General features: G+C 56.0%; 16 protein-coding genes. 3 read left to right on the plus strand and 13 right to left on the minus strand.

The window, feature by feature from the left end; all coding sequences use genetic code 11:
* Window positions 1–13 precede the first annotated feature (13 nt).
* The 9 genes from ACCD05_RS27250 to ACCD05_RS27290 all read right to left on the minus strand — a co-directional run bounded on the left by ACCD05_RS27250 (window position 14) and on the right by ACCD05_RS27290 (window position 10,395).
* Entirely contained in the window at window positions 14–1,039 is a 1,026-nt protein-coding gene (locus ACCD05_RS27250) for a TniB family NTP-binding protein (RefSeq protein WP_413396700.1), read from the minus strand.
* Window positions 1,040–1,049: 10 nt separating this feature from the next.
* The gene (locus ACCD05_RS27255) at window positions 1,050–3,278 is read right to left on the minus strand and encodes a hypothetical protein (protein WP_413396702.1); all 2,229 of its coding nucleotides are present in this window, start codon (window positions 3,276–3,278) and stop codon (window positions 1,050–1,052) included.
* Between the two features lie 42 nt (window positions 3,279–3,320).
* The gene (locus ACCD05_RS27260; RefSeq protein WP_413396703.1) at window positions 3,321–3,698 is read right to left on the minus strand and encodes a hypothetical protein; all 378 of its coding nucleotides are present in this window, start codon (window positions 3,696–3,698) and stop codon (window positions 3,321–3,323) included.
* A complete protein-coding gene (locus tag ACCD05_RS27265) occupies window positions 3,691–4,410 on the minus strand; it encodes a hypothetical protein (protein WP_413396705.1) in 720 nt (239 codons plus the stop codon). Before ACCD05_RS27265 ends, ACCD05_RS27260 begins: the two co-directional genes overlap by 8 nt.
* Before the next feature lie 100 nt (window positions 4,411–4,510).
* Window positions 4,511–6,052 (minus strand): Mu transposase C-terminal domain-containing protein, encoded by a 1,542-nt coding sequence (locus ACCD05_RS27270; RefSeq protein ID WP_413396706.1) that lies wholly within the window; start codon window positions 6,050–6,052, stop codon window positions 4,511–4,513.
* 308 nt (window positions 6,053–6,360) lie between these two features.
* Entirely contained in the window at window positions 6,361–6,837 is a 477-nt protein-coding gene (locus tag ACCD05_RS27275) for a hypothetical protein (protein ID WP_413396708.1), read from the minus strand.
* 410 nt (window positions 6,838–7,247) lie between these two features.
* Window positions 7,248–7,439 (minus strand): hypothetical protein, encoded by a 192-nt coding sequence (locus ACCD05_RS27280; protein WP_413396710.1) that lies wholly within the window; start codon window positions 7,437–7,439, stop codon window positions 7,248–7,250.
* A gap of 103 nt (window positions 7,440–7,542) precedes the next feature.
* Window positions 7,543–7,695: a hypothetical protein gene (locus tag ACCD05_RS27285; RefSeq protein ID WP_162765274.1), complete on the minus strand. Its 153-nt coding sequence runs from the start codon at window positions 7,693–7,695 to the stop codon at window positions 7,543–7,545.
* A gap of 912 nt (window positions 7,696–8,607) precedes the next feature.
* Complete coding sequence (locus ACCD05_RS27290; protein ID WP_413396712.1) at window positions 8,608–10,395, minus strand: TniQ family protein; 1,788 nt, start codon at window positions 10,393–10,395, stop codon at window positions 8,608–8,610.
* A 269-nt stretch (window positions 10,396–10,664) separates the two neighbouring features.
* On the opposite strand from ACCD05_RS27290, the gene ACCD05_RS27295 reads away from it, so the two are divergent.
* Window positions 10,665–10,988 carry a hypothetical protein gene (locus tag ACCD05_RS27295; protein ID WP_413396714.1) on the plus strand — a complete coding sequence of 108 codons (324 nt, stop codon included), beginning with the start codon at window positions 10,665–10,667 and terminating at the stop codon, window positions 10,986–10,988.
* Here ACCD05_RS27295 and ACCD05_RS27300 read toward each other — a convergent pair.
* Window positions 10,972–11,382, minus strand: coding sequence for a hypothetical protein (locus tag ACCD05_RS27300; RefSeq protein ID WP_413396716.1), 411 nt, complete (start codon window positions 11,380–11,382; stop codon window positions 10,972–10,974). The genes ACCD05_RS27295 and ACCD05_RS27300 overlap by 17 nt on opposite strands.
* 105 nt (window positions 11,383–11,487) lie before the next feature.
* Here ACCD05_RS27300 and ACCD05_RS27305 point away from each other — a divergent pair.
* Window positions 11,488–12,269 (plus strand): IS5 family transposase gene (locus tag ACCD05_RS27305; RefSeq protein ID WP_245498851.1). Its coding sequence is split into 2 segments (ribosomal slippage): window positions 11,488–11,818 and window positions 11,818–12,269, totalling 783 coding nucleotides; the frame shifts between segments, so codons are not numbered across the junction.
* A gap of 50 nt (window positions 12,270–12,319) precedes the next feature.
* Here ACCD05_RS27305 and ACCD05_RS27310 read toward each other — a convergent pair.
* From ACCD05_RS27310 to ACCD05_RS27320, 3 genes are all read right to left on the minus strand, one after another.
* Window positions 12,320–12,871, minus strand: coding sequence for a hypothetical protein (locus ACCD05_RS27310; RefSeq protein WP_413396719.1), 552 nt, complete (start codon window positions 12,869–12,871; stop codon window positions 12,320–12,322).
* An 83-nt stretch (window positions 12,872–12,954) separates the two neighbouring features.
* Window positions 12,955–14,091 carry an endonuclease/exonuclease/phosphatase family protein gene (locus ACCD05_RS27315; RefSeq protein WP_413396721.1) on the minus strand — a complete coding sequence of 379 codons (1,137 nt, stop codon included), beginning with the start codon at window positions 14,089–14,091 and terminating at the stop codon, window positions 12,955–12,957.
* 207 nt (window positions 14,092–14,298) lie between these two features.
* Window positions 14,299–14,817 (minus strand): hypothetical protein, encoded by a 519-nt coding sequence (locus ACCD05_RS27320; protein ID WP_413396723.1) that lies wholly within the window; start codon window positions 14,815–14,817, stop codon window positions 14,299–14,301.
* Window positions 14,818–15,204: 387 nt separating this feature from the next.
* Here ACCD05_RS27320 and ACCD05_RS27325 point away from each other — a divergent pair, with 387 nt between their 5' ends.
* Window positions 15,205–15,525: a hypothetical protein gene (locus tag ACCD05_RS27325; RefSeq protein ID WP_413396725.1), complete on the plus strand. Its 321-nt coding sequence runs from the start codon at window positions 15,205–15,207 to the stop codon at window positions 15,523–15,525.
* Window positions 15,526–15,638 lie beyond the last annotated feature (113 nt).

Consider the following 15,638-nt stretch of genomic DNA (forward strand, 5'->3'; position numbering starts at 1 on the left):
ACGTTCTCAAAGATCAGCGCTTCACGACTTCCTGCGTCAGCTTGCCGTCGTCGCTCACCTCACGGACGATCTCGCGCCAATTCTTCTGGAGGAATACGTTCGTGTCATCGCGGCAGTCGCACAGGCGACGATAGCCTTCGACGAAGTGGTCGAAGCGGACAGTACGGCTCACGGCCTCCTTCGGGTCCCAGATGGCCGCTTCGATGGAGAGCTTGATCAACTGGATGACCATCCCCTGAAGCGACATGCCGCCATGAACCATACGGCCGACGAATTCCGTGTTCATCGGGAAGCCAATCTTGAAGGATACCCGTTCGGCGATTGCCTTCACGATGGCGATCATCGTTTTGAAATCGTCCTCCTTAAGATCGCCGATACGGATCACGCGCGTGCGGCGCTCAAGCTGATGGTCGCCATCGCCCTCGATAAGCTCGAGCATCTTGGGAATGCCGCTCATGATGATCCAGATCGGCCAGGTCGGATCCTGCATCAGCGACTTGATGGTATCGGTGACCTCCATCACGCTCTTCTTGGTCTTGAGCACGTGCTGGGCTTCATCAAGGTAGATGATGCGGATTTCGCGACGCTTGAGTTGTTCGCGTACCAAGCGCCAGATTTCGATTTCGTTCAGCTTGGTGCGGGAGAGCGGGTATCCGACGTGCTGCAGGATGGCGACGCCGAGCGACTTCGTGCTGCAGACGGGCGGCGTGCGGACACGCATGCAAATCTGCAACTCATTCACGCCGACCATGAACGGCTTGAAGGCGGGATGGCCATCGAGCGCATGGTTGATCGCGTGGGTTTTTCCGGCGCCGGCCTTGCCGACAACAGCAAGCGCGTAGCCTTCCTTTGCGCTGGCGCTAAGAATGGTAGCCAACAGCTTTTCGATTTCCAGAGTCAGCAGCTTGTCATAGCGCGTGCTGACATGGAAGCGTTCAAGGCTGCGGGCAAGAACGGACTTGTCCGTCAGGTTGTCCGTCGCCGTTGCACGGATGTGTGCGAGACCTGCGTTGAGAGAAGTCGGGAGAGTATCAGCCATGGAGATCATCCTATTCGTCGATTTCGAGGACTACGTCAGAGGTGTCGATCTCAGCGTCGTCATCGGTTGAAGGGGCAGGCGCATGCTTGGGGGCCTTGGCGGCCTTCTTGGTCGTGGCAGTCTTGGACTGCGGGTCGATGAAACCGTCCGAGCTGAAATCGCCCACCGGGTTCATCGGATCGTTTTCGCGAACCTGAGGGACTTCGGCCGATGCGGTGTCTTCGCCACCGTCGTTGCCGAAGTCGATCCAGAGGTGACGCGAGTATTCGTAGATCGCCTTGTTCTTCTTCTCGAACTCGACGATGCGATCTTGGTTCTGAAGCGGCGAACCGACGTTTGCGGCAAGGCGGGAGCTTTCGCTCGCCTTCACGACGTCCGCCAGGGTCTTCAGTACAAGCTCTTTGGCACGGCGTGCGTTGCGCGCCTTGGGACCGTGCTTTTCCACGACGTAACGGACGGTCTCCATCCAGTCGGAGAGAGGAACGTTATCAAGCCCTTCGAAGGTGGACTGCGCGTCGTACCACTTGCCATCGCGCGGATCCTCGAAAGAGATCGCCGACATGTTCTGGTCGTTGATGCGCACGTTGAGCTCGATGTTGTACCGCCACTCCTGCACAGCGCTGAGCTTGGGAGAGCGATAGTCCAATCCAAGGATGGTGATGCCGTTGTTGCCTACCTTGCGCTTCATCTGGATGCCGAAGATGTCGCGGTATTCACTCTTCGTTGGCGGAGGAGGCACTTCCGCATCCTGCTGGGAAGAACGGTACCAGCAATCGAGCGGGGTTTCACCGTTCAGCGATCGATGGGGCGTGTTGTGGTAGCAGACCACGATCAGGCGGATCAGGAGCTCGGTGAGCTCCATGTGCGTGAGGTGCGCATGCTTCGCCGGATCGTACTTGTCCTTCATCAGAACGTTCGAGTACGTCCGCCCGGAGAAGAGGTGCATGTAGCGGGAATTGAGCGTGCCGAAGAAGCGCTCGACCCGGCCGCGCAGATGCGGGTGCTTGGACGGAGGGATGCGATGCTTGCCCGTCAGGCCGATTACTGCGCGTTGGAAGTCCGCGGAGACGTAAGCGGCGCCGGCGTCCGTATGCACGGCGTCGGGGCGGCCGCACTGCGGCCACACGATGTGACCGCCGCTAAGCGCCGTCTCATGTTCCTTGTTGCGCACGGCCATCGCGAGCGTGGCTACTGCTTCTGCCGCGTCTGGCTCGTCGGGAAGCACGCGGATACCGCAGACGGAGCGCGAGAAAGCATCCATGGCGACCGAGATCCAAGCGCGGGACTTCTTTTCCAACTTGGCCTGGACGTCTTCGTGGAGACGGTCCCAGATACCAAGGTTTTTGGAGACGCGGACAAGGTCGAGCTTGTGCTCATCCATCTCGAGGATTTGCATCGCATACTTAGGCTGCAGGCCTTTGCCCGAAAGCATGTACTTTCGCTGGATGCGATGTTTATCTTTGTGCCGAGCGAAATCGACGTCGCGGTCGTCCATGTCACGTGCCAGACGGAGGAACGTGCTTTCCGAGCATGGTTCCACGAACGGCTCGTTAGCTGCTTGGCAAGCGTAGACGTCTGCCAGCATCATGTTGTAAGCCGCACGGACGGTAGGCTGGTTCTGGTTCAGATACCCGCGTACGAACTTGGAATAGTATTCAAGCTGCGCAGGGGTGAAGCTGCTTCCGTAGGACGTGCTTCCCTTGTTCTGGCGCATCAGGGAATCCGCACTACGAGCATTCTTTTCGAAGCGCTCGATCCAACGGCAAAATTGCCGGCGGCTTACGAAGAGGTTGCGCTTCGCCTTCTTCTGGTTGAGCTCGTCACGGGCGTCCGCGACGAGCTTCTCGTTATTGATTTTGAACTTCGCGTAGAACATCTTGATCTTCGCGTCGGAGCGGCTGATGGCGTCCATGCCGCCGCCTTGAGCTTCTTCTTCGAGGAACGTGGCAACCAGAACGTGGCGAAAAGTGACCTCGTGCGAAACCACGGGGGACTTGCGCTTGCTAGCACGCTTGATGGCGTTCTCCGTCGAGTAGTGGCCCTTCTCGATCTCGAGGCGGAACGTGCGGATGTAACCGTCGATGTCTTGCCAACTCATGGCGACAACGTTTTTCGGCTTATCGTCGTCCGAGCCGATTACGATGCCGTGGTCATACGTTTGCTGGAAGCGGTGCGGACGTCCGTCGAACGTGACGAGGTCGTCCTCGGTGACGTTGAACTTGGTGTATTTCTTAGACATAGGCACTCTCCTTTTCGGTAAGGCTGCAATGAAAGCTGGACATCACGACTGCGGGTGGCGCTCACGCCTGCGGCGCAACTGGCGTTGGCTTGGGTAGAGACGGCGGTCGGATTTATTTTTCGCGAGTCTGCCGGTGGCTTTGGCGTCAACGAAAGGATTGTCCCTTTCGAATTTTGCGCAGAGTTGGCCCATCGCCGCGCTAGGGTGGGTGGGAAAATATCCTTCACCACCGGTTCCCGCGTCCAGGAACCGAGCTTCGAGCATCGCCTGAAGGGTCACTTCAAGGGACAGTTTGGATGGCACGGGTGCCTCCACACCTTCGAGCGCGTGACCTTTCGGGCCCCCGTAGAGATCGGATTGCGCGCGCAGGTCGAGACTGTCGGCCTCATTGAGCAGGGACTTCGACATTTGCTTAGACATCTGCGTTCTCCTTCGCGATACGGATACGGGACAGGCGGGTAATCACGGCTTCCGCCGGATTGGGATGGACGTGGCGGATCAAGCGATCGCTGAAGAGGGCCCAGATCGCCGTCCAAAGCTCAGAGAAGACCAGCTTGGCTCCGAGATACGTGGCCAGATCGAAGATGACGGCGGAGCCGCCCAGCGCCTTGAGAGCGTCGATCACCCACCCGGTCTTCTCGGAGTTCTTGAGCTTCGTCGCCCGTGCCATTTCACGAGCGCGGTAAATCTCGGGCTTCGTGATCTGAGCTTCCGTCAGGAGATGAAGGCCGTGTGCATAGCGGCTGAGCGACTGCGTGCGGATCAGCTCGAGCTCGATCTCAAGGTCGCCGATGTTGGCTTCGTTGCGGACCGCGTAGAGGTTGCGGCAGCCGTTTCGGAAATCGACGCAAAGGTCCGCGAAATGCTCGCGGTTATTGCCATTCCGGCGAAAGGGGATCGGGCCGAACTGTGTGCGAATGGCAGCCACATTCTGGTTGGCATTGAACAGCTCCATGGCGCCGGTTTCGAGTTCGCTCTCGAGGCGGTGTGCGGTGCCATCGCGAAAGGCCATGGTGACGCGGTTGGAGACGATGCTTTTGCGCTCTTCGATGGGCTTGGCGCCCGGCTTCTGACGCAGCGTGATGTCGCGTCCACCGATGATGAGCTTGGGATATTTACGACCGTCCGACATGCCAGTTTTCCTTTCGATTGCGCGCAGGCGTTCTCCGCACGCTCGTGTCCGAGGTACGCCTGCAATTTTCGGGAGGGGCTAAGCGCCCCGGGAGGTTGGGTTAGAGGTTGACGGTGCGTCCCTTGAGATCATTCAGGGTCGAGATGACGATCTTCCGGTTGGAATTCGCAGGCTGGTCCAAGCAGGAGGTGATGTAACGGATCGTCTCCATCCATTCGGACAAAGCGACGTTGTCCAGCCCCGCAAACTCGGCATAAGCGTCGTACCAGCATCCATCGCGTGGATCGCGGAACGAGATCACGGAGATGTCGCTCTCGTCGACGCTGACGTCGACCTCAGCGCGGTGTTGGAACTGGTGCAGGCCCTCAAGTTGCGCAGAGCGGTACTCGATGCCAAGGATCGAGATCCCGCGTGCGGTCACCCGGCGGTGCAACTTGACTCCAAAGAGGTCGCGATATTCCGCCTTCGACGGCGCAGGTGCGATACCGTCACCCTGGTGCGACAGCTCCACCCAGCGTTCTGATGGCGTCTGGCCATCGAGAGCGCGGTGCGGGATGTTGTTGTAGCGTTCGGCGACAAGCATCGCGAACAGAGCGAGCAGCTCGTCGTCAGTGAGGTGACCGTGCTTTGTCGGATCGTAGGTCTCGCGCAACAGAATGCTGTCGCCAACCCCGCGCGGGAGGGGCCCAACTTGGCCAGAAACCAATGAACGGAACATACGCTCGACGCGCCCGCGAAGATGCGGATGCTGGCTGCACGGGATAGGGTGTTTGCCAGTCAGAGCAACAACCGCTCCCACGAACGTCTCAGAGCAATACGGTGCTGCGCGATCAACGTGGACTCGGGCGGGGCGGCCGTATTGAACCCAGTTTGCGCAGCCGTGGTGCATGAGCTCTGTGGCATATTTTGCACGCACGGCCATTGCCAATGTGGAGGTCACGCTTTCCACATCAGGTGTGCCCACGGTCAGATGAAGCGCGCAAAGCGAGCGGGTGCATGCATCCATAGCAGCTGTTGCCCAAGCGGCACGAATCTGTGCAAGACGCGCCTGAATTTCAGGATGCAAGCGGTCCCAAATTCCAAGATTCATGCCGACGCGACGGACATCGATCTTGTGATCGTCCATTTCAAGGAAATCCATTGGACGGACCTCGAGCTTTTCCGTGGGGTGGAGCGTCGACGAGAAAGTGGGCACCTCGTCCGACTTCGCAGTGCGCATAGAATTCACGATACGGCAGAAGGTGCTGAGGGAGCACAGATCCACGATCGGAAAGCCATCCTTCGCGCGAACATGGCGATCGGCTTCCATTGCCATGTAAGCGGCACGCGTGTTCGGTTGGCATGCGTCCAGAACAAGACGAGCGAACGCCTCGAAGTACGCGATCTGCTCCTTCGAGAAGGTCTTGCCGACCGGCGCCTTTGCTTTGGTGGCATAGTATCCCTGGTGAACGACTAGGCGGCGGCTGTGCAGGCGCTGCTCGAGGTCGGTCCACGTGAGGGCGATCACGGTGCGCGGATCACCGTCATCGGACTCCACCAGGATGCCATCCTTGAACTTGTCGAGGTAACGATGATTGCGGCATTCGAGCGTCAAACGATCGTTTGCGTTGACGGCGACATGTTTGGTACGGCGATTAGACATCTGCGGTCTCCTTGCTGAATCTCTGTTGTGGGCAAGCGTGGGCTTAGTTCGTGGGAAGGAGCAGGCCGCAAATCGATCCAGAACACTGATCGATTGCGACAGTGATGAACTTCGGCGGACGGCGAAGTGCGTCCTCGTACGGCTCGACCTCGCGGCGCACGGAGAGGGCGGGCGATGACTTTAGTTTGTGTTTGCGCAAGTTGCCTTTCGACATTTCTTAGTCCTTTCTCTTGGGCGCAGATATCCTCCGCACGCTCGTGGCCGAGGTACGTCTGCATGTTGGGGATAAGGCAGATGCCTTGTTTGGTTTAGTTGGAATGTGCCCCGGTCAAAGGCGCGGACATTGCCATCGGGGCGCTCCGCCGCATCTGGTCTACGAGGCGATGGAACGTGCGCTCTGAGCAAAGCTCAAGAGCCGGCTGGCCGTTGTCCATGCGCCACCGGTGATCGTGCTTCATCTGCAGGTAGACCTGCCGCACAGTTGGCCTCAAGGCGCTGAAAACCAGAGAGGCATAGTGTCGAAAGTGCGCCACCTGATCGCTCGTGAACGTCGAAAGTACACCGTCTTTCGCCAGCTGGTGATAATTCTTATGCACCACCAAGCGGAGCGAACAAACGTGGTCCCCCACGTCCTTCCAGGTAAGCGCGAGATCAACACGCGGACCGTCATCGTCAGACTGCAACAGGATGCCTTCTTCAGAGCTGCTGTTTTGACGGTAATTGCGCCCGTCGAGTGTGAGGCGCTCTACCGCATCAAAGCGGTACTTCCTTGAACTCCATGACATCATCATTCTCCTTTGTGATCAATGCTACGGAAAGAGCCAAGCGGCTCGAACGATCGACGGTTCAAGCTGGCGTACATCTCACGGAGCGCGCGGATAAAATCCAGGACGTATTGGTCCATCTCCTCAGCTTGCATCACGCATGGACTTTGTGCACCGACTTGACCCGTGTTCGACGTCGGGTCGATCATTGGCGGCGTAAAAGTCCCTACGCCCTTGAAGAGACGCTCGATTTCGTCGCGCGAAAAAGGCTGGCGGACCGTAGCCGCCATAGACACTACGCGGCATGTGTTCTTGCTTCCGTTCGACACAGTATGCTCCTTTCGAATGGTCGCAGACGTCCCCCGCACACTCGTGACCGAGGTACGTCTGCAATTGATGGACAGGCGCTATCGCCCTATGGTGGCTGCTGGTTAGAAGTCCTTCTCAAGGCCAATGGAAATGCTGGCCTTGCGATAATCATCGCGCTCGAGCGCGTCCCCACTGTCCGCGAACGCCGGGTCCAGGAAAACCCAGCTCTCCCAACGAGCGGTAATTGAGCCACCTTTCGCGCATTGCGCGGACAGACGTCCGCGATTACGTGGCTTTTTGGCATGGTTCGGCATAGGATACCTTCCATCAAGGCGCAGGCGTGCTCTCACGCACTCGTGACGGAGGCGCGCCTGCAAGGTTACAGATTGGGCTACTGCCCTGAGGGTTGGGAGATTGCTAGGAATCCTGACCCGTGCGTTTTTTGACAACGCGGCGCGACTTCATGGCGTCCGGTTGCGCGAAACGGGTCTTGCGCTCGAATGGCAGCGCAAGGATGTCATGTCCCTTGCGACGCTCGTGCAGGATACGGATAACGTATTCGATATCCATTGGTGAACCTTTCCCGTCCTAGCGGACGAAAAGCCGATTCCCCTTAGGGGCGACGTGTCGCGACAATTGACCCTCATTGGTCAACAATCCGACAGCCGAATGATCCTTGAGACCACCCGACTAGCTGGCTAGGCGTATAAGCCCTGCAGCGCGAAGCGACTTCGAAACGTATTGCAATACCGCCGAGCCGCGAGCAAACGCGGGTTCCCGGGATGTCGGGGCGACAGCAAGTGCCCGACGGATTGCCAGTGTATTATGGTTTTGTGGGAAATGGATTGAAGTACTGCGCATTTCATAGCCTCCGTTGTCATCAAAAAAAAGCGTTGGGGGCCGACCGTGACCTCAAGTCACGGCGAACATACCGGACTAGAGGTTAAGGCGGATGGCCGCGTTTCTATTCGTTATGTTCGCGTTCATTGCGAGTTCCTGTTTCAATCTGTCCGTACCTTACAGATGGGCCCGGTGGGCTTCAATAAAAAAAAGCGCAGTAGAGAACCGGCTAAAGCAACGGTTAACTGTAGTTTGATCCAAGTGTGCTAACATATAGTTAATGCTAAAACACGATCGCTTTTAGGGGTTTAACCCGTCTGACGGATGGGCGCGCTCCAGTTTTGGCACAGTTCAAGGGGCTATCTGCGTTCGTGCCCCAAAATTGCCTTCTAAAACGGCGCAAAAAAATTTTTCCGAAAAACGATAGGCGAAGATCGCCTTGACGCTACGACAAAGACGCTTTAATTCGGCGGCCCCTTGTCAAAGATAGGCGTAAATTTGTAGCATTGATGATCGCGCGATCGTGACGTTGCAGCCGTCCACCACTCTCGGTCTCGACGAAATGCCTCGTTTTGAGCTGCGCCATATCGCTTCCTTGATCGCTGCTTGCCCTACAAGAACGCTAGCGCTTCAGGTCACCGATCAAGCGGTTTGTGGAACGGAAGGTACGACGCCACCTGTGCTCGCTCGAAAGAATATTTGCTGACCGACTACGTGTGGCGCAAAGGCGCTGGCGAAGCCCGATCGCTTAGCTAGGATTGCCATCGCATTTTTGCTCAGGTTGAGTTTCTCTGCGCATTCTTGCAGCGAGATATACGTAGCACGGAAACGCTCGATTTCGGTAAGCGATACCGCGTGCCAGTTATTCCTGGGATGCTCCAGCGTTCTCGTCTTTATGAAAGCATTTCCTGCAAGGTCGGCGAAACCCCTCGTGTTCAACCGGAGCATATCTCTTGCGGCATCAGCCGTGACATGGCCATCCGGGAGGTGAGCCTTGCGGACTTCCTCGATGCTAACTCTTATCGCATCTAGAACCGGCAGGTCTGGTTTGATCGCGACGGACTGAAGTCTGCCATCGATAACGTACTCAACGATCTCTGCAATTGATGACACGGCGCCGGTTCTCGCGGCATCAATGTCCACCAAATGGGAACCGTCATCAATCGTGCGGCTCGCGCTAAGGCGCGCGGCAAGATCGACGACGGCCGCTCGTGACACGTAGCCTTGAGCGAACGACAGGGGAGGACGCGGGATGATAGCTGCCGTTAGCAGGCTGTTAAAGGTCCTCAGATTGCAGCCAAGGAATTCCCGAGCATCTTTGAAAGACCAGACGTCCGAGAAGTGCGCCTTCGCTTCGGCTGCCGCGGCCGGGTCCACTAAACCCGCAGCGCCCGCCGGCGCCGTTAAGTTCTTTGCCTTGAGAACGCGCTTTACTCGATCGATCGCAACACCTGCCTCCTTGGCGACCGAACGAACCCGAGTGGTTGTTGAGGTAGAGCTCGCTCCGAATATGAATGTGCCGGCGGCAACGCGCCCAGACATCTTCGCGTGCTCGATCATGGCTGTCCGAAAAATGTCGTAGGAGCCATTGGAGCGGCTACGGTCCAGAGCGAGATAAAGGCTTCCGTAAAGACCATGAGGTGAGCAACTCCCGGCAGGGGACGAAGACGCGATCTTGTCCAGGCTTTCCATGAAGCTCTGGCGGCCACCCTTGATCGCCTCGAAGCCCAACTCCCGCACCTGCGAGATTCGCTCCGATGACAATGCTCGTTTCGACATGCCAGGATGAGCGATAGCGGCTCCTGCGAGTTCGCTCATAACGATAATCGTTTCCAACGGCAGTCGAGCTAATTCGGCCTCCGGTCCCATGTCGCCAGACATTCTTCCTGCCACATAGGTTTCAAACGTCGTGGGCACACCATCGAAACTTGTTTCTAGAAGGGCGGGCGACTGCTTGCTCAGTTGCTCGACGATCGCGCAAAAATCCTGGCTGTTCGTTTCGAGACGCTGCGGCTGTGTCGCCTCCACTATCTTTTTCTGGTGACGGATGCAGGTCGCGACCTGCGGGAGTAGCCAGCAGGAACGGTAATAAGGACCGCTGGACGGATCCATCGCGACATCTGATGCGACACAATCAGGGCAAAAGCGGAGATGCATCCGGTTCAGTCGACTGTTGTAGAACCATTCCTGGCCTATACGGACGCGCGTGCGACCGTCTCGCTCAACAGCGGCATTGATCAAACGCCCAGGCAGTAGGCCAACAAGGTCTGCAAGTCTGGTAATTTCGACACGATCGCCCAACTTGAGCTTAGGAAGACTTACACCGAGATCAAGGCAGTAAGAGCGCATACGTTCGACGCCGTTCACCCGCGCCGACCTCGATACAAAACTGGTCAGGATTTCGTCATCATGGATGGAGACCTTGAGCATGGACCGCCGTGTTCTCGAGGAGAGAGTTCCCGCATTATTGCCCGATCATCTTAACAGCATGTTGCGACACGGACGCGGATGCAAAACGCCGAAATAACGCCAGCAAATAGTAGAACGTCAAAATTGATCTACTAGACAGAGCCGCCGCGCCAAACGCCAAGGGTACCAGGAGTCTCTTCAGCAGCCTTGCTTCTACTTCGATGGGCGAGTCCTCTTGCGCCGGCGACTGAAGCGATCAGAATAGACCAGATTAGCGCAATGAGATATGCATGAAACCGTCCGATCCAGAAGTCTCACTTTTCATTTTCGATGCTTTGTTGAAGGTCGGTCGCACGGCCAAACTCCGTCAGCTTGTCGAGCTCGACAGATGGAAGTTCGAGGGACACGCCCTTGGAAATCGGCTTGACGACATTTGTAGAAGACTGCAGGAGATGGAAAAATTCGAGCTCATTTACGGCCCAGGTAGCTGCATCAATCTGGAAGACCCAACTACAGCTGGGTCTGCTGCTGCCGGCCATAGCCGTTTCGATCCCACGGAAATTGAGAATGCGAAGAACGCGCCGAGCGGCGAGCGTGCTAAAATCCTAGCTTAGGCGATGCCGCTTGGGCGATCTGATCGAGGAGGGCGCTGGCATCGTAAGCCCTATCCATGGTATCTCCGGTTGGCGGGGAAACAAGACCGGAAACAAAAGCGCTTTCGAACGCAATCTCGATCGTAAAGCCGACAATTTCGTAACGGAGAATGGAATTCAGTAGCGTCCGTAGCTCTCCGTTTAGCTCGAATTCGATAGCACCTAGCATAGCCAGCAGCGCCCCGAACTGCTCCGGGCCGACCGCGTACAGAAGATTTCCAAAGGGTGTCCGGACCCAATAGTGGTCAGCCTCCGGTCGTAAAAAATGCGGACCATCTGCGAACGCTTCTTCGGATGTCGGTGGACGTACAACGATGCGTCTGCTTTTTGAGAGATCGATAACGATATTTGCCATGACTGCGCTCCTGATATTCTGCCGGGCTAACGCTAGGCCATGTTGACAAAGTGGATTCCCAAATCAGCGGAAGCGTGATTCAAGACTGCTTTTTAGGAGGCAGCTTTGGCTCGTGGCGACCTGACGGATATGGAATGGCGGATCATCGAAGGGCTTTTGCCCAGCGAACGTGGCAGGAAGTCTCGGCCATCCCACGATAATCGGCGATATCTGAACGGCATGCTGCATGTTCTGCGGGTCGGCTGCCCTTGGCGAGACATGCATGAGCGCTACGGAAAGTGGAATTCGGTCTATGTGCGCTTTCGCCGTTGGGCCGAACAGGGCGTGTGGGACGCTATGCTTGAGACCCTGGTTGAACTGGGGCTGACGGATGACTGGCAGCACATGATCGATAGCACCACGGTTCGCGGCCATTCGCAGGCTGCGGGCGCTAAAGGGGGACTTATCAGGAGGCTTTTGGTCGATCACGCGGCGGCTTTACGACAAAAATCCACGCCCGAGCAGACGGTCAAGGACGCCCTCTTGGCTTCGTCCTGACGGGCGGAGAGGCTTCGGACTACAACGCCGTTCCGGACCTGCTGGCGATACCTGTCGGCAAGCCGAGGCTGTTTCTCGCCGACAAAGGCTATGACGGTGACTTCGTGCGTGAAGAACTCCTGATCCACGGCATCAGGCCGATCATTCCGCCAAAGGCCAACCGAAAGAATCCCCCTGCCTGCGACTTCCAGGCTTACAAGGACCGGAACCGTATCGAGCGGATGTTCAACCGCCTCAAGCAGTTCCGTCGCGTTGCGACCCGATACGACAAAACCCGAAAATCCTTCTCCGCATTCCTTGCCCTGGCTGCTGCAAAGATATGGCTGCCGTACTTTGTCAACAGGACCTAAGTCATTAAATTCGTATGAACCGACGTGGTCCTGCCACTGTCCATTTACATCTACAGAGAGGGCAGCTCCACCGCGTATTTTCGCGCAAGCCTTCCGATCGATTTCCTGTATCCAAACGCATCGATGAAACGTAGGACCTCATCTATCCTGCACGCCTGCCCCAAATAGTATCCAGCATCCTCGATGTCCTCGGCCTTGTACAATCTCCTCTCTATTGCGCTATCCGTCGCCGCCATCCAGGTAAGCAAGGTATCCAAGGCTGTGCGGTAAATCTGCAGCCGCATGTCTTCGGCTGCCTCTTCCGTTGTAAGATCAACACGCAATGATTTTCGAAATGCCGTTTGGTCGTGATCGATGGTTTCCGTGCCATCGGCTAAGAGCGGCCTCAGTGACCTTGGAACAACAAGCCGGCCAGCGTTCCAATCGAGACAACGGCATGCAAACAGTAGTTCCTCATTGGCATATAGTTCGCGTACTTGCCCGTTGGCCAATTCTGCCCGCTTCCAAAGCGTCGCCTTGCGTGCGTTGTATAGCGCAAGTCCCCCGCCAATCGAGGCGACGAGAACGCCTATTGAACTTACGACAATTGCTGGCTCAAACAACTTCCACCTCAACGGCGCGCCGGCGCCAAACGTGCCCTTCCGTCACCCGCGATGCAAACGTCACGATCTCTGACAAAGGCGGCTTAACTTACTGACGCTAGCTGTTGAAGGTAGTCGTCGGAAAAGTCTGTTTCGATTTCTATCCAGAGCGGAACATGGTCAGACATTTGCCAGGTGCGCCATTTGCGATACCGGGCTTCAATTGTCGTGGCTTTGAACTTCTCGTCTGGTTCCGGATCGTCCGCCGGCATTACAGCACTGTAGGTGTCGATGTCAGAATCGCGGAATACATAGTCGAACACTGGGACAATACCGCCACCGACTACTCTGAACCGAGGGTCTTTCACTCGCACAGCAATCTGATCGTAGAAATGCTGACCATTCGCGCGCACCTTGTTACCATCGATAGCGTCGGGCACGGTGAAGCCCTTCGACTTCAGAGCCTTCATCGTTTCATGCTGTGGGCTTACGACGTTAAAATCGCCAAGCAGAATGTAGTTCTCGGGTAACCCCAGATGGTCAACGTCGGGTGATGCTTTGTCTTGTCGTTTGGCGAAGAACTGGACCAATTGTTTGATCTCGGCGATTCGGCGCTCAAGTTCAGGTCCGCTGTCCTTCCCATAGTATATGTGAACCGTGCACAGACTGAACCGAAACCAACCCGACTGGAAAGCGACGAGAAACGGGCTACGGGCGAACTGCTGTTCGGTTTCGACAAACGTAGGGGGCAAGTCTTTCTGACCTTTTACCGTAACGCGCTTTTTGGCGACGACCATCTGGCCGTCCGGCAAAACAATCTCGCCCGCAATCTTGCGAAACCAAACTTTTTCGGTGTTGTAGACAAACGCCATGCGTTCACCGTTGCCGCTTGGACCATCCGTAACGTCCGTAACGATGTAGTCCCATTCCCGCCCTAGTATTTTCATAAGCTTTTCGAGTGGCTTGAGGTTCTCATTCACTTCCTGAATGGCGACCAGATCGAAGCATGAGATCGTTTCGGCTAGATAGTAGAAGCTCTCTGGGAGACGCGGTCCCCACCCGAACTTGTTGCTGTCAAAGTCGCGAATGTTCCAAGTTGCAAGTAAGAGCGAACTATCACTCTTCCGTTTTCGCAGCTCCCGCAGTTCATTCCGTATGGTGAGCAGGCGGTCTGCACATCGCTTTCCCGCTGCAGGATCACTTTTGAAGCTAGCTCTGAGGCCTGCATAATTGTTCGCCATTGCAAATTCTCGCGATTGCCAAAAAATATCTCTACGTCGATTTGATTTTGGTTGAATACAGTACAATTGCAACAATAGGGCGACTAAGTATTTTGGATGATTTACACCGGGGAGTGGCGGCCTGATCCGCGCGCTCGCCTTTTTGCCAGCCCGGTTTAGGGACACGCTGGCTCAAACCATTTCCTTCGATATGAGGGGACGACAACACTAAGGCTGCCGTCTAGCAGATGCACTTTCGTCAATAGCTGCTGCTACCGCTTCAAAAGCAGGTTTGATGCCGATTTCGAAAATCTCGGTCAGGCCGGAATGACTTACTCGCTCGGCCTCTTTTTGGAACCACTCCAGCCAAGGGATGACATAGCTCTCCCCTTCAATCTTCTCACGCATAGCCTCGATCACGAGGTGGATACAGGTACCTTTGAGGTTTTTCTTTGCATCCTCCAGACTCTTTTCGAATGCAGAGCGTTTTTTCCGAACCGATGATTTTGCGTCGGGTGAGATAGATTTTAGGTAGCTAGAGAAGGTGTCGAAATAGACACTGGCGGCATTGAGCATCTCGAGAAGTTTCAAATGCGCAGCCTGGCTGATCTTCGGTATCCGAACGCTAGTCGCTGGCGTTTTTCTGCTGCGATCTTCTTCAGGAAGGTCCCTCTGTAACCGATTGAGCTCTCGTCGATAGTTGTCCAAAAGGCGAAGGATCGGTCTATTGTGATTGATCCTTGTCATCTACGTCCCCCCGGCGCAGCAAATAATTTTAAAGGCTTATCCCGTTCGCGCAGGTTAATACCAGTAATAGCGCAATGCAATTTTCAGTAGGAAAATCTATGGAGCCGCCCACGTTCGGGCGGCGACGGCGGATCGGTGGCTTTGAAGTACACAGATTCGCCGGGGGAAGGCTCGTCAAACGATCACACCGCGAGGCCTGATCCACAGGTGTTCTTCGCCCGCTCCAATGGGATTGAGGTAGCAACCGCCACCAAATTGCTATCGGACGTCTGGGCATCGACCTCGGTCAATCCCACAGGCCAAATATCAGAGGAGCACATTCACACCCGTTGCTTGTGGGCATAAAGCGCGTCACGTTATAAGTGGAATCAGGATTGAGAGGATCAGATGACCCGCGCCGATGCCGTTCAATTACTGGCTGGAAAAGGTTTCACCGTCAGAGAACGTTCCTGGTCGTTTCAGGAGAGCATATGTGTCTTTGGTTCTCCACAAAATTCGGATGAAATCAAAATGTTTCATCAGATGGCGATCCTCTATCCGACGGGGAATGATAAATGGGTCGTGGCTGGTTCTTGGGCCCCAAATAAAGAAACTGATTTTCGTTTCCTCGGGGATGCAGTGGCATTCATTCTGGAGAATATGTCGCCAGAAACTGCCGACGATTATGAGCGGGATCGTTTACCGGTCAGCGGCAGCTCGCAGCCCTAATATTCGTCAATCAAACCACTACTTCCGCGATGTTTCGTAAGCGGTGACGTGAGGCCGTTACTTCTTGAAGTTCCAGGGCATCAGAGCGTCGAGATCGCTCGATGGCCAACCTG

The organism is Rhizobium sp. Rhizsp42, assembly GCF_047304155.1.
In the GTDB taxonomy this organism is placed as follows: Bacteria; Pseudomonadota; Alphaproteobacteria; order Rhizobiales; family Rhizobiaceae; genus Rhizobium.